The sequence below is a fragment of the Nonomuraea sp. NPDC059023 genome, from assembly GCF_042740095.1.
GTDB lineage: Bacteria > Actinomycetota > Actinomycetes > Streptosporangiales > Streptosporangiaceae > Nonomuraea.
In genome coordinates, this window is sequence record NZ_JBHYIO010000045.1 from 1 (window position 1) to 15,236 (window position 15,236).

Below are 15,236 nucleotides of genomic sequence, written 5' to 3' on the forward strand. Positions count from 1 at the left end.
TGGCCGCCCAGGTGGAAGAAGTCGTCCAGCGCGACCACCGAGGGCACGGCGAGCACGTCGGCGAAGATCTCCGCCATCCGGGTCTCGACCGGCCCCCGCGGCTCCCGGCGCAGCGCCGTGGCCGCACGGCGGGTGGCCACGGAGCGCGCCCGGGAGGCGGAGCCGTGTGACGACAGGCCAGGCTCGCCCGGGGGGAGGCCCGGGTCGCCCGGGGGGAGGTCCGGGTCGTCTGGGGGGAGGTCCAGTTCGGCCAGGCGCAGGCCGGGCTCCGCGGCCACCTGTTCCAGCAGCGCGGCCAGCGCCGCGGCCAGGGCCTCGCCGGGCAGTCCTTCCCGGTACTCGACCAGCACGTCGATCTCCTCGGCCGTCTCGGTGAAGGCGAAGGCGAGGTCGAACTTGGCCTCCTGCCCGGTGTCCGGCTCCTCCACGGCGAGCGCGGTCTCCAGGGCGTGCTGATAGGCGATCATGATCTGGAAGAGCGGGTGCCGTCCCGGCGCGCGTTCCGGATTGACGGCCTCGACGACCAGGTCGAACGGCACGTCGGCATGGTCGAAGGCGGCCAGGTCGCTCTCCCGCACCCGCTCCAGCAGCTCCAGGAACGAAGGGTCGCCGTCGAGGTCGGCCCGCAACACCACCGTGTTCACGAAAAATCCGACCAAGTCCGCCAGGGCCTCGTCCGACCGGCCCGCCACCGGCGTGCCCAGCGGGATGTCCGTCCCGGCACCGAGCCGCGCCAGCAGGGAAGCCACCGCCGCGTGCACCACCATGAACGTGGTCACTCCGGCCCGCCGCGCCAGCCCCCGCAGCCCGCCCGCGCCGAGCCGGAAGCCCACCGACCCACCGTCACCGGCCGAGTGCGGCAGTGCGATCTCCTCGGGCATCCCGTCCAGCGCCCGCCGCCAGAACGCGAGACCACGTCCCAGCATCCCGTCCGGATCGCCGGGCGCCCCTAGCGCCCGCCGTTCCCAGAGCGCGTAGTCCGCGTACTGCACGGGCAGCGGCGCGAACTCCGGCGCACGCCCGGCGAGCCGCGCCTCATAAGCAAAGGAGAGATCGCGCAGCAGCGGCCCCATCGACCACTCGTCGGCGGCGATGTGGTGCAGCACCAGCAGCACCTCACCATCGGCAGGCAAGCAGGCCCGGATCGGCAGCTCAGCGGCCAGGTCGAAGGGCGCGCCGGGGTCCACCTCCCCCACGGCGAACCGCCGCAGCGCCTCCCGCACCCCCAGCACCACCTGGTACGGCTCGCCGTCCCGCTCCCCGATCACCGTCCGCAGCACCTCGTGCCTGGCCACCAGGTCCCGCAGCGCCTCCAGCGTGGCCGGGGCGTCGCCCAGCCGTACCCGGATCGGAATGTTGTAGGCCGCGGAGGCCCCTTCCATCCGCTGCAGGAACCACAGCCGCCGTTGCGCCGACGACAACGGCACCGGCGACGGCCGGGTGGCGGGGACGAGCGCGGGGCGGGCGCCCGCGGTGCCGAGGTGCTGGAGCGTGGCGGCCAGCGCGGCGGGCGTGGAGGCGCCGAACAGCGTCCCCAGCGGCAGCTCGGTGCCGAAGCGGGCGCGGATCCTGGCGGCCAGCCGTACCGCGAGCAGGGAGTGGCCGCCCAGGTGGAAGAAGTCGTCGTCGATGCCCACGCGCGCCGGCCCGAGCAGGTCGGCGAAGATCTCGCACAGCGCCCGCTCGGCGGCCGTGCGCGGAGCGCGCGCGGCCACGGCGGCGCCGCCGGACGGGGCCGGCAGGGCCTTGCGGTCCACCTTGCCGTTGACCATGAGCGGGAGCGCGGGCAGCGTGACGTAGGCGGCGGGGACCATGTGGGCGGGCAGCCGGGCGGCCACGTGGGCCCGCAGCTCCGCCGGGTCGTCCCGGGCGCCGGTGACATAGGCGACCAGGCGGGTGTCGCCGGGGGCGTACTCGTGCGCGGTGACGACGGCCTCGCGCACGCCGGGGCAGGACAGCAGGGCCGACTCCACCTCGCCCGGCTCGATGCGGAACCCGCGGATCTTGATCTGGCCGTCGGCCCGTCCGCCGAACTCCACGGCCCCGTCGTGCCGCCAGCGGGCCAGGTCGCCGGTGCGGTACATGCGCTCGCCCGGCTTGCCGAACGGGTCGGGCACGAACCGCTCGGACGTCAGCCCCGGCCGGTCGAGGTAGCCGCGGGCGAGACCGGCTCCGCCCACGTACAGCTCGCCGGTGACGCCGGGAGGCGCCGGGCGCAGCCGCTCGTCCAGGATGTAGACGCGTTTGCCCACGTCTGGGCGGCCGATGGGGACGCTGGTCAGGTTCTCCAGGTCTCCCGCCGCCTCCCAGAGCGTGGAGTTGACCATGGCCTCGGTGGGGCCGTAGGCGTCGAAGAGGCGGTGCCGGTCCGTCCAGCGGCGGACGAGTTCGGGGGTCACGGTCTCGGTGCCGACCAGCAGCGTCGAGCCCTCGGGCAGCAGGCAGTCCGGGGGCAGTGCCGACAGCAGCGCGGGCGGCAGGGCCAGGTGGGTGACGCGGTGCTCGTTGACGTAGCCGGTCAGCTCGGGCCCGGCCACGCGCCGTTCGGCGGGCACGATGACCAGCGTGGCGCCGGTGCACAACGACATGGTCATCTCCCAGAACGCCACGTCGAAGCTGATCGAGGCGAACTGCAGCACCCGGCTGCCCGGCCCGACGCCGAAGCGTTCGACGGCGGTGGCGACGAGCTGCCGCACACCCGCGTGCTCCAGCACGACGCCCTTGGGCCGCCCGGTGGAGCCCGAGGTGAAGATCACGTACGCGGGGTTGTGCGGCAGCGGCGGCACGGGCGTGCCGGACCCGTCCTCGCCGGGATGCACGACCGGCACCGGCCCTTCCGGCAGGCTGTCCGGGGTGGCCAGCACCAGCACGGGCGCGGCGTCCTGGAGCATCATGGCGATCCGCTCGGCCGGATAGGCCGTGTCGATCGGCAGGTACGCGGCTCCCGCCTTGGCGATGGCCAGCACCCCGGCGACCTGGCCGATCCCGCGAGGCAGCGCGAGCGCGACCACCCGTTCGGGACCGGCGCCCCGGGCGGCCAGCGTATCGGCGAGCCGGTCGGTGAGCGCGTCGAGCTCGGCGTAGGTGAGCGAGTCGTCCGCGCAGACGACGGCGACGGCGTCCGGGGTGGCGGCGGCCTGGGCGCGGAACAGTTCGGGCACGGTGGCGGGCGGGCCATCGGCGGCCTCGCCGTCCCCCGTGGCCAGCACCTCGCGCAGTTCGTCGTCGGACATGAGCTCCAGGTCGCCGAGCCGGGTGGCGGGGTCGTCGGCGACCTGGGCGAGCAGCCTGGTGAGGTATCCGGCCAGGCGGCGCACGGTGTCCTCGCGGAACAGCCCGGTGCGGTACTCGATCAGCCCGGCCAGGCCGCCGTCCGTCTCGGTGAAGGCGAAGGTGAGCGGGAACTTGGCGCTCGCGTGTCCGACCGGCTCCTCGGTGACCGTGATCCCGGGCAGGCGCAGCCGCGCGGACTCGCCGCTCTGGTGGGCGACCATGACCTCGAACAGGTCCCTGCCGGAGGCGTTGACGGCCTCGACGACCTGGTCGAAGGGGGTGTCGGCATGGTCGAAGGCGGCCAGGTCACTCTCTCGCACCCGCTCCAGCAACGCCAGGAAGGTCGGGTCGCCGTCGAGGTCGGCCCGCAACACCACCGTGTTCACGAAAAATCCGACCAAGTCCGCCAGGGCCTCGTCCGACCGGCCCGCCACCGGGGTACCGAGCGGGATGTCCGTCCCGGCACCGAGCCGCGCCAGCAGGGAAGCCACCGCCGCGTGCACCACCATGAAGGCGGTGGCGCCGGCCCGCCGCGCCAGGGCGGCCAGCCCGTCGCGTACCCCGGCGGGCACCGCGAACTCCACCGTGCCGCCCCGCCGGTCGCCGGCCCGCGGCCGGTCGGTGGGCAGTTCGACGCGGTCGGGCAGCCCGGCCAGCGCCTGGGTCCAGAAGTCCAGGTCGACGGGGCGGTCCGCCTGCCAGAGCGCGTAGTCGGCGTACTGCACCGTCAGCGGCGCGAACTCCGGCTCGTTCCCCTCCAGCCGCGCCGCGTAGGCCAGCGACAGATCGTCCAGCAGCGGCCCCATCGACCACTCGTCCCCGGCGATGTGGTGCAGCACCAGCAGCAGCACGTGCTCGTCCGGCCCGTCCGCGCGCAGCCACGCCCGGATCGGCAGCTCTGCGGCCAGGTCGAAGGCATGGCCGGGATCGCCCGCCCCGTCGAGCACCGCGAACGGCGCCGCGTCGAGTATCACCTGGTACGGCAGGCCGTCCTCCTCGCCGACCAGCGTGCGCAGCGCCTCGTGCCTGGCCACCACGTCGCCCAGCGCCTCCCGGAGCGCCCCGGCCCGGAGCGGCCCGCGCAGGCGTAGCGAGATCGGGATGTTGTAGGTGTCGGACGGCCCTTCCAGCCGGTGCAGGAACCACAACCGGCGCTGCGCGTGCGACAGCGGCACCCGTTCCGGCCTGACCGCGGGCACCGGCCCCGGGTCGCGGGCGGCGACGAGCCGCCCGGCCAGCCCGGCGGCGGTCGGATGCCGGAAGACCTCCCGTAGCGCGACCTCGGCGCCGAGCGCCGCCCTGATCCGGCTCACCAGCTTGACCGCGAGCAGGGAGTGGCCGCCGAGCCGGAAGAAGTCGTCGTGCGCGCCCACGTGGGGCACGTCGAGCACCTCGGCGAACAGGCGGGCGAGGGTCCGCGCCTCAGGGGTGTCCGGCGCCTCGCCGCCGCCGGGGACGGCCGCGGGGAGCGCGGCGGAGTCCATGGCCGTGACCGCGAGCTCGCCGATCGGCCGATCGGGCGCGGCCACGACCTGCTCCAGCACGTTCGCCAGCCGCTCGGCCAGTCCGTGGGCGGTGGCGGCGCCGAACACGTCGGCGCGGTACTCGACCTGCCCGGCCAGTCCGTCGCCGGTCTCGGTGAAGGCGAAGGTGAGGTCGAACTTGGCGACGTCCAGCCCGATGTCCCGGGCGGTGGTCTCGGCGGCGTGCTGGTAGGCGATCATGACCTGGAAGAGCGGGTGCCGTCCCTGGGCGCGTTCCGGTCTGACGGCCTCGACGACCAGGTCGAACGGCACGTCGGCATGGTCGAAGGCGGCCAGGTCGCTCTCCCGCACCCGTTCCAGGAGTTCCAGGAAGGTCGGGTCGCCGCCGGTGTCGGCCCGCAAAACCACCGTGTTCACGAAAAATCCGACCAAATCGGCTAGGGCTTCGTCCGGCCGGCCCGCCACCGGCGTACCCAGCGCAATATCGGTGCCCGACCCCAGCCGGGTCAGCAACGCCGCCACCGCCGCGTGCACCACCATGAACGTGGTCACACCGGCCCGCCGCGCCAGCGCGTCCAGGCCGTCGGCGTCGAGGCGGAAGTCCACGCTTCCTCCCCGCCACGACATCTCCGCGGGCCAGGGCCGGTCCACCGGCAGCTCGATCGCCGCCGGCGCGCCGTCGAGCGCGTGCCGCCAGTAGGCGAGCTGCCGCGCGAGCGGGCTGGCCGGGTCGTCGGCCGCGCCCAGCCAGCGCCGCTGCCACAACGCGTAGTCGGCGTACTGCACCGGCAGCGGCACGAACTCAGGCGCGTTTCCCGCCAGCCGCGCCGCGTACGCGAGCGACAGATCGTCCAGCAGCGGGCGCATCGACCACTCGTCCCCGGCGATGTGGTGCAGCACCAGCAGCAGCCGCCGCCCGTCCGCCCAGGCCCGGATCGGCAGGTCCGCCGCCAGGTCGAAGGGCGCCGCGGGATCGCCCTCCCCGTCCCGCACGGCCAGCCGCCGCAGTGCCTCGGCGCAGTCCAGGATCACCTGGTACGGCTCGCCGTCCGCCTGCCCGATCACCGTGCGCAGCGCCTCGTGCCTGGCCACCACGTCCCCGAGCGCCGCGCGCATGGGGCCGGGCTCGATCGGGTCGTCCAGCATCAGGGTCGCCGGCATGGCGTAGGTGGCCGACGGGCCTTCCAGCTGCTGCTGGAACCACAGGCGGCGCTGGGCGTGCGACAGCGGCAGCCGTTCCGGACGATCCAGCGCGACCAGCGCGGGACGCTCGCCCGACGGCCCCAGCCGGCCCGCGAGCCCGGCCACGGTCGGCGCGTCGAACACCGCGCGCACCCGCACCGTGGCGCCCAGCTCGGCCCGAATCCTGCTGACCAGGCGGGCGGCCAGCAGCGAGTGCCCGCCCAGCGCGAAGAAGTCGTCATCGACCCCGGCCCGATCGAGGCCGAGCACGTCGGCGAACAGCTCGCACAGCCGCCGCTCGACGGCGTCCCTGGGCTCGCGCCCCGCCGCCGTCGCGGACCCGCCGGGCGCCGGGAGCGCCTGCCGGTCCACCTTGCCGTTGGGCAGCAGGGGCAGCCCGTCCAGGAGCACGAAGGCGGCGGGCACCATGTACGCGGGCAGCCGCGCCTCCAGATGGCCGCGCAGCTCCCGCTCGTCCACGCCGTCGCGGGCGGGCACCGCGTAGGCCACGAGGCGGCGCTCGCCCGGCCGGTCCCGCCGGACCGTCACCACGGCGTGGGCCAGCCCGGGGTGCCCGGCCAGGACGGACTCCACCTCGCCCGGCTCCACCCGGAACCCGCGGATCTTCACCTGGTCGTCGGCCCGTCCGGCGAACTCCAGCACGCCGTCCTCCCGCCAGCGGGCCAGGTCGCCCGTGCGGTACATGCGCTCTCCGCGCGGCCCGAACGGGCAGGGCACGAAGCGTTCCGCGGTGAGCCCGGCCCGGCCGAGGTAGCCGCGGGCCAGCCCGGCGCCCGCCACGTACAGCTCGCCCGTCACCCCGGCGGGCACCGGCCGCAGCCGGGCGTCGAGCACGTACACGCGGTGACCGGCGACGGGCGCGGCGCTGCCGTCCTCGCGCCGCTGGTAGGCGTCGACCGCGCACTCGGTCGGGCCGTAGAGGTCGCGGGCGACGAGGCCGGGGGTCGCGCGCAGGCGGCGCCACAGCGGCTCGGCGACGGCCTCGCCGCCGACGGCCACGACGGCGGGCCGGTGGCGTCCCTCGCCGAACAGCCCGGCGGCCAGCAGCGGCGGCAGGTAGGAGGGGGTGACGTCGACGTAGTCGAGGCGGGCGCGCGCGGTGTAGGCGGCGAGCAGCTCGGGGTCCTGGCAGGTCTCCTCGTCCAGGACGTGCAGTTCGTGACCGGCCAGCATCCACAGCAGCGGGTCGAGGGAGGCGTCGAACGAGAACGACGCCGCGTGTCCCACCCGCAGCCGCCGCCCGCCCACCGCCGCCTCGGCGCGGGCGATGGCGTCGCCGCGGTGCGACTCCAGCAGGTTGGCGACGGCGGCGTTCGGCACGCTCACGCCCTTGGGCGTCCCGGTGGAGCCGGAGGTGTAGATGACATAGGCCGGATGCGCGGGCAGGCACGGCCGGACCGGCACCACCGGATCCTGGCCGGGGCCGGCGGTGAGGTCCGGCGGGTCGGTGATCACCAGCGCGGGGCGGGCGTCGGACAGCATGTGGGCGAGGCGGTCGGCGGGATAGCGCGGGTCGAGCGGCAGGTACGCGGCGCCCGCCCGCCAGACGCCCAGCACGGCCGCGACCATCCCGATGCCACGCGGCAACTGCAGGGCGACCACGTCCTCGGCGCCGATGCCGCGGGCGGCCAGCGTTCCGGCCAGCCGGTTGGCGGCGGCGTCCAGTTCGGCGAAGGTGAGGGCGGCGCCGTCCGGGCCGACGACCGCGACCGCGCCGGGGGTGGCGCCGACCTGAGCGCGGAACACCTCGGCGAGCGTCGCCGGCGGCGCGGCCGGGCGGGTGCCGGACCAGGTGGTGAGGATCGTGGCGCGTTCGGCGGCGGGGAGCAGGTCGAGTTCGCCCACGGGCCGGTCGGGGTCCTCGGCCATCCGGGTCAGGGCCTGGACGAAGTAGCCCATGATCCGCTCGATCGCCGCGGGCTCGAAGGCGTCCTCGCGGTAGGACAGCTCGACGCGCAGCCGTTCGCCGGGGCGCACGCAGACCGTGAGCGGGTAGTGCGTGGCGTCGCGCTCGGCGGCGGCGGCGACCACCAGGCCCCGCGCGCCGCCGAGCCCGCCGGTCGGGTGGTTCTCGAACAGCAGCAACGTGTCGAACAGCCCGCCCGCCTGGATCTCGGCGAGGCTCACGTGGAACAGCCCGTTCAGCGCCGCCTGCCCGGCCCTGAGCCCGGACAGCTGCTCGCCGGCCGGGGCGTCCGGCCGCAGCCGTACCCGGACCGGGACCGTGTTGATGAACAGTCCCGTCATCCGGTCCACGCCGGGCAGCTCGGGCGGGCGGCCGGAGACGGTGGTGCCGAACACCACGTCGTCGCGGCCGGTCAGCGTGCCCAGCACGAGCGCCCAGGCGGTCTGCGCGACCATGTTCAGCGTGCCCGCGCGCTCGCGGGCCAGCGTGCCGAGCCGCGCGGTCAGGTCCGCGGGCAGCTCGGTGACCAGCTCCCGCACCGCTCCGCCGCTCCTGCCCCCCGCGAGGTGGGTGGGGCCGGGCAGGCCGTTCAGGTGCTCGCGCCAGGCCGTGATCGCCGCCTGCCGGTCCTGCGCGGCCAGCCAGGTCAGATAGTCGCGGTACGGCACGGCCGCCGGTGGCTCGGCGCCGCCGTACAGGTCGATGAGCTCGCGCAGCAGCAGGGTCAGGGACCAGCCGTCGAGCAGCAGGTGGTGGTTGGTGACCAGCAGGCGGTGCCGTTCCGGCGCCAGCCGCAGCAGGACGAAGCGCAGCAGCGGCGGCGCGGTCAGGTCGAAGCGCGCGGCCCGCTCGCGGGCGCTGACCAGCTCCGCCTCGGACTCCGGCCGTCCGGTCAGGTCCTCCTCGCGCCACGGCACGGCGGCCGTGGCGGCGATCACCTGGACGGGCTCGCCGTTCCTGCGGTGGGTGAAGGCGGCGCGCAGGTTGTCGTGCCTGCGCACCAGCTCCTCGGCCGCCTGCCGCAGCGCGGCGGCGTCGAGCGGGCCGCGCAGGTCAAGGGCGGTGTGCACGACGTACGGGTCGGCCTCGTCGCCCAGGGCGTGGAAGAGCAGGCCTTCCTGCAGAGGGGTCAGTGGCCAGACGTCCTGGACACGGCTCAACGGAGCATCTCCTCGAAGTCGTGAAGTTCGTCCTGGCCGAGGGTGACCAGGGGTTCCGGGCGGGCCAGCCCGCCGAGCGCGGCGAACCAGCTCGCGGCCAGCTCGCGCACCGCCCGCTCGTCCATGGACGCCCAGGTGAACGTGGCGTCCAGGCGCGGGCCCGCGGGCGTCTCCACCACGGCGGCGTCGATCGTCAGCTCGTGGGCGGGCCGCAGGCCCTCGTCGGCGGCGTCGGCCAGCGCGCCGGGCTCGGTGATCATGGCCCAGCCGGCGGCGGACTCGGTGAAGCGGCCCAGGTAGTTGACGCAGATCGCGGGGTGCGGCAGGCCGTCCAGCTCGGGGGAACGGTTCAGGTGGCGCAGGAGGCCGTACCCGATGCCCTTGCGCGGCACGGCGGCCAGCTGCTCGGTGACCCGCGCCAGCGTACGGCCCGCCGTGGGCCCGCCCGCCACGAGGTCGTCCCAGGCGGGGCGGCCCGGGTCGAGCCGGACCGGGAACATGCTGGTGAACCAGCCGACGGTGCGCGAGAGGTCGGCGTGCTCGTCCTCACGCCCGTGCCCCTCCAGCTCCAGCAGTACGGCGCCGCCGTCCCCGGCCCGCGCCAGCGCTGCCGCGAGGCCGGTGAGCAGGAGCTCGGCGGTACCCGTCCGCCCCAGATCGGCCTCCAGCGTGAGCGTCAGCCGTCCCGCGCTCCCGCGCGTGCCGGGTGCGTCCGGTGCCGTGCCGGTGAGTGTCGTGATCCAGTGGGGCAGTTCGTCCGGGCGGCCGTGCTCGGGCAGATTCGTGGCCCAGCGCCGGAAGGATCCGGATCTGGGCAGGGTCGCGCCGTCGTAGGCGCGGGCGAGGTCTTCGGCCAGGATGCGCCAGGAGACGCCGTCGATCACCAGGTGGTGGGCGACCAGGCGCAGGACGCGTGCCTGCGGCGACCACACGGCCTGGAGCATCACGCCCTCACGGGGGGCCAGCCGCTTCCTGGCCGCCTCCGCGTCCCCGGCCAGGTCGTCCCCTTCCCCGGCCAGGTCGTCCGCTTTCCCGGCCAGGTTGTCCGCTTTCCCGGTGGCGCGGCGCAGGATCGTGCTCGCCCGGACGGTTCCGGGGGGCGGTACCTCCAGGTGATCGTCCACCAGGCGGGCACGCAGCAGGTCGTGGTGGTCGAGAACGGCCTGCAGGGCCCCGGTGAGACGGCCGGCGTCCACGTCGGCGGGCAGGCGCAGGGCCACCGACTGGCTGAACCCGTCGATGGGCCCGCCGCGCTCCAGGAGCCTGCGCATGATCGGGGTGGCCGGGACGGTGCCGAGGGCCTGCTCGGGAGGTTCCTCGACGACGCCCGCGCGGGCCGCGGCGGCCAGCGCGCGTACGGTGCCGAGCTCCAGCACCTGACCGGCCGTCAGCGCCAGGTTCTCCAGGCGGGCCCGGCCGACCAGGCTCAGCGCCAGGATGCTGTCCCCGCCCAGCCGGAAGAAGTCGTCACCGGCGCCCACCTCGGGCAGCCCGAGCACCTCGGCGAACAACCTGGCCAGCGTGCGCTCGGCCGCGGTGGCGGGGGCTTCGCCGCCGGTCTCGCGTTGGGGCTCGGGCAGGGCGGCGCGGTCGAGCTTGCCGTTCACGGTCACGGGCAGCTCCGCGATGGCGACGAACGCCGACGGCACGAGGTGAGCGGGCAACCGCTCCGCCAGAAACTCCCGCCAAAGCTCGATATTTCCCGAAAAACCGGCCTCTGGGACGACATAGGCGACCAGTTGAACGCCACCGGGAGCCGTGCGGGGGACCACCACGGCGTGGCGGACACCCGGGCACTCGGCCAGCACCGTGGCGATCTCGCCGGGCTCCACCCGGAACCCCCGGATCTTCACCTGATCGTCGGTCCGCCCCAGGTACTCGATCGCGCCGTCGTCCCGCAACCGCGCCAGATCACCGGTCCGGTACATGCGGCCGGGCCCGAACGGGTCGGGCACGAACCGTTCGGCGGTCAGCCCAGGACGCCCCAGATAGCCGCGCGCCAGTTGCACACCGGCGATGTACAGCTCCCCTTCCGAGCCTTCCGCGGCCGGGCGCAGATCCGGGTCGAGGATGCGGATCGCGGTGTTCCAAACAGGCCGCCCGATCGGCACCGGGCCCGCCGCACCAGGCCGGCAGGCCCACGAGGTGACGTCCACCGCCGCCTCCGTGGGCCCGTACAGGTTGTGCAGCCGGTCGCCGAGCACCCGGTGGAACTCGGCCGCCAGGTCGGCGGGCAGTTCCTCGCCGCTGCAGACGACCCGCCGCAGCGAGACGCACTCCCGCGCCCCCGGCTCGGCCAGGAACGCCCGCAGCATGGACGGCACGAAGTGCACCGTGGTGATCCGCTCGCGCCGGATGAGCGCCGCCAGGTACGCCGGATCGCGATGCCCGCCGGGATCGGCCAGGACCAGCGTGGCCCCGGCGATCAGCGGCCAGAAGAACTCCCACACCGACACGTCGAAGCTGGAGGGCGTCTTCTGCAGGACGCGGTCGTCCGGCTTCAGCCCGTACTCGTCCTGCATCCAGAGCAGCCGGTTGACGATCGCCTCGTGCGTGATCACCGTGCCCTTGGGCCGCCCGGTCGAGCCGGAGGTGTAGATCACGTAGGCGGGGTTGCGCGGGTCCGTCCGCACGCCGGGCGCCGCCGTACCGGCGGAAAGGTCCACGTCAGAGGGGCGCAGCGTCACGACGGGGCGGGCGTCGGCGAGCATGAACTCCACCCGGTGCGCCGGATACTCCGGATCCACCGGCAGGTACGCGGCGCCCGTCTTCAGCACGGCCACCAGCGCCACCACGAGTTCGAGCGAGCGCGGCAGCGACACCGCGACGATCCGCTCCGGCCCCGCTCCGCGCGCCGCCAGCCGGGCCGCCAGCGCGCTCGCCGCCCGGTCCAGCTCGGCGTAGGTGAGCGAGGCGGGCCCGTGGCGCACGGCCTCCGTACCGGGAGCGGCCGCGATCCGGCTCTCGATGAGTTCCAGCAGCGAGTCGGTCACCGGGCCGGCTCCTCCACCTCGGACCGGGCGTGGGCGCGCAGCGACCGAAGGATCTCCCCCGCCCGCACGGCCGTGGTCGACAGCAGCGTGGAGGTGATGCCGTGCGTGTGCTCGGTCGCGCCCTGCAGGTAGATGCCGCAGCGCAGCTCGGGCGCGGTCTCCACGCGGTGGTCGCGGCCCACCCTGAGCCCGCCGTCCTCCTCGCGCAGGCAGTACTCGCCCGCCGCGCCGAGCAGGTCAAGCGGGTCGGTCGGCCGGTAGCCGGTGGCGTACACGACGGCGTCGGCGCGCAGCGTCTCGGCCTCGCCCGTGACCAGCGACCGCACGCCGACCGACACCCCGGAGCGGTGGGTCTCCAGGCCGGCGGCCCGGCACATGTTCAGGATCCGCAGCCGCGGGCGGCCGGCGACCTTCTCCTGGTAGATGCGCCGGTAGAGCTCCTGCAGCAGGTCGAGGTCGACGACGGAGTAGTTCGTGTTGCCGTGGTAGTCCAGCAGCATGCGCTTGACGTCGCCGGGCGCCTCGAAGAAGTGGTCGACGGCGGCCGGGTCGAAGATCGCGTTGGCGAAGGGGCTGTCGTCGGCGGGGCTGTAGCCGTACCGGGAGAAGACCGCGCAGATCTCGGCGGAGGGGAAGCGGCTGTGCAGGTGCTCGACGACCTCGGCCGCGCTCTGCCCGGCCCCCACGACCACGAACCTGCGCGGGTACGGCTCGGCGAACCCCTCCAGCCGGCTCAGCAGTTCCTGGCTGTGCCAGACCCGGTCACCGGCGATGACGCCCTCGGGCAGGACCGGCCGCAGCCCGGCGGCGATGGCGACGCTGCGCGCGCGGTGGGTGACCAACTCGCCGTCGGCCCGGCTGACGATGTCGAGGCAGCGCGCCACGCCGTCGCGGACGACCGGGTCGACGGTGATGACCTCGGTCCCGTAGCGGGCGACGTGCTCGAAGCGGCCGGCCACCCACTCCAGGTAGTCGTGGAACTCGAGCCGGGTCGGGTACATGGTCTTCTGGTTGATGAACTCGGCCAGCCGGCCCTTGTCGTGCAGATATCCGACGAAGCTGTGGGGGCTGGCCGGGTTGCGCATCGTGACCAGGTCTTTCAGGAACGACACCTGCATGGTGGCGCCGTCGATGAGCATGCCGCGGTGCCAGCCGAAGGACTCCTGCTTCTCGAGGAAGATCGCGTCGAGGCCCGCGCCCTCCGGCTCGTTCAGGGCGATGGCCAGGGCCAGGTTGGAGGGGCCGAAACCGATCCCCACCAGGTCGTGGACCGAGTTCACCATGTGGGGAGATCCCCCTCGTCGCGCGGGCGGACCATGAGAGCGGCGATCTTGTGCGGCATCGTGACCTCGCCGGCGCGCTGGAACCCGGCGGCGGTGAAGGCGCGGATGGAGGCCGTGTTGAGGATGTTCGGCTCGGCGACCACGCGGGTGCAGGAGTCGTCGGCGGCCAGCAGGCCGTCGGCGACGGTACGCAGCAGGTCGCGGCCGAGGCCCCTGCCGATGTTGCCCGGAGCGCCGATGGCGATGTGTACGCCGAGGTCGCCGGGGCGGTGGGGGTAGAGCGGGGCGAGGCGGTCGCGCGCGACCCGGTAGATCTCCAGGTAGGCGACCGGGTCGCCGCTGAGATGGGCCAGGCAGGGGCGGGAGTGATCGCCGCCGAGCTGTCTGGCGAGTTCCGCGCTCCAGCGCTCGAGCGGCCAGGCCTGGTCCCAGGCGGTGGCCACGTGCGGCTCGTTCATCCACGTGTGGACGATCTCGGCGTCACCCGCTTGTGGATCCACCGGGGTGACCTGCCATCTGACGCCCGTCACGGGCAGCGGCGGCGGCCCTATGAGGTCCTTCAGCACGCTTACCACTCCAAAGGTTAGGCTCGCCTTACTGAACTTAGGCAAGGCATGCCTAAATAAACATCAGTTGCGAAGCCTGTCAACGACGGAAAAATCACGTGTGAAGCCCCTAGACAGGCCATATCCCACCTGACATGGACAATCGCCATCGCAGGGGCCGTTAAGGCCGCGTTTCGGCCCGTCCGGAACATGTGGACGGCGCCGCCGGGGTCTCCGGGCGGCGCCGCCGTACAGCTGAGTGATCATGCGCGGACGAGAGCGTCCTCGTAGACCCGCAGGAGCTCCTGGCCGATGCGTTCCCACGAGTAGCGGGAGCGGACGCGGTCGGCGCCCGCGTAGCCGAGGGCGGTGCGCAGCGTGATGTCCGTCAGCAGCGTGCGGGCCAGCCGCGCGGTACGGGCGGGGCGGTCCGGCGGGACCAGCATGCCGGTGACGCCGTCCACCACCGAGTCGAGGTGGGCGCCGACGGCCGAGGCGATCACCGGGACGCCGCAGGCCATGGCCTCCAGGGCGACGACGCCGCTGGGCGCCTCGCGCGGCAGCGTGATCACCGCGTCGGCGCTGCGCATCAGGCGCGGCACCTGCGCGCGCGGCACCCGGCCGAGCAGGCGTACGCGGTCGCCGACCCCCAGGTTGGCGGCCAGGTCGGTCAGGCGGCGCGCCTCGCGGTCGGTGTCCAGGTCGGCGGGGTCGGGGCCGCCGGCGATGACGAGTTCGACGTCGGGGATCGCGCTCAGCGCGCGCACGGCCGTGTGGGCGCCCATGCCGGGCGTGAGCGAGCCGACGTGCAGGATGCGCTTGCGGGTGCCGCGGGCGGCGACCGCGCCCAGGCGGCGGAACCTGCTGACGTCGACGCCCGCGGGGATCACCGCGATGCTGCGGCGCGGCACGCCCAGCCGGATGAGCGCCGACTCCTCGTCGCCGGAACCGGCGATGACGGCGCTGGCGCGGCGGCCGAGCGCCTGCTCCAGCTTCAGGTGCGTGGTTTCGGACGGATGCAGCGTCTGCGTCACCGGCACGCCCAGTCCTTCGGAGCCGGCCACGGCGGCCAGGCCCGTCGTCCAGGAGTGGGCGTGGATGACGTCGGGCCGCTCGGCGCTCCACCTGCGCATCAGGTAGCGGCCGAGCTCGGGCAGATAGGAGACGACGTCGTCGGCGGGCAGGTCACGGGCCGGCCCGGCGTCGATGTGCTCAATGGTGACGCCCTGCGTGAGCCGGGTGCGCTGCTTGGGCTCGGCGCTGGTGCGGCGGCTGTAGATGGTGACCCGGTGGTCGTGTCCGAGCTCACGGGCGGCGGCGAGAAGATGACGACGCTGGTTGCCGGTGGTCGAAGCGACAATGGCGATATTCATGGCACACCTCAGCGAT

The 15,236-nt window shown here is 74.4% G+C and carries 5 protein-coding genes; all 5 read right to left on the reverse strand.

The window, feature by feature from the left end:
* On the reverse strand, positions 1 to 9,026 hold a 9,026-nt coding region (locus ACFWYW_RS49150; RefSeq protein ID WP_379641315.1), incomplete at its 3' end, for an amino acid adenylation domain-containing protein.
* Entirely contained in the window at positions 9,023 to 12,019 is a 2,997-nt protein-coding gene (locus tag ACFWYW_RS49155) for an amino acid adenylation domain-containing protein (RefSeq protein ID WP_379617424.1), read from the reverse strand. The genes ACFWYW_RS49150 and ACFWYW_RS49155, both read right to left, overlap by 4 nt.
* Complete coding sequence (locus tag ACFWYW_RS49160) at positions 12,016 to 13,302, reverse strand: lysine N(6)-hydroxylase/L-ornithine N(5)-oxygenase family protein (RefSeq protein WP_379617426.1); 1,287 nt, start codon at positions 13,300 to 13,302, stop codon at positions 12,016 to 12,018. The genes ACFWYW_RS49155 and ACFWYW_RS49160 overlap by 4 nt, the downstream gene beginning before the upstream one ends.
* Positions 13,296 to 13,868 carry a GNAT family N-acetyltransferase gene (locus tag ACFWYW_RS49165; protein WP_379617428.1) on the reverse strand — a complete coding sequence of 191 codons (573 nt, stop codon included), beginning with the start codon at positions 13,866 to 13,868 and terminating at the stop codon, positions 13,296 to 13,298. Before ACFWYW_RS49165 ends, ACFWYW_RS49160 begins: the two co-directional genes overlap by 7 nt.
* 242 nt (positions 13,869 to 14,110) lie before the next feature.
* Positions 14,111 to 15,220 carry a glycosyltransferase gene (locus ACFWYW_RS49170; protein WP_379617430.1) on the reverse strand — a complete coding sequence of 370 codons (1,110 nt, stop codon included), beginning with the start codon at positions 15,218 to 15,220 and terminating at the stop codon, positions 14,111 to 14,113.
* Between the last annotated feature and the right edge of the window lie 16 nt (positions 15,221 to 15,236).

Coding starts and splice junctions, on each gene's coding strand:
- ACFWYW_RS49160 (WP_379617426.1), bottom strand. CDS start 13,302: ATGGTGAACTCGGTCCACGACCTGGTGGGGATCGGTTTCGGCCCCTCC.
- ACFWYW_RS49170 (WP_379617430.1), bottom strand. CDS start 15,220: ATGAATATCGCCATTGTCGCTTCGACCACCGGCAACCAGCGTCGTCAT.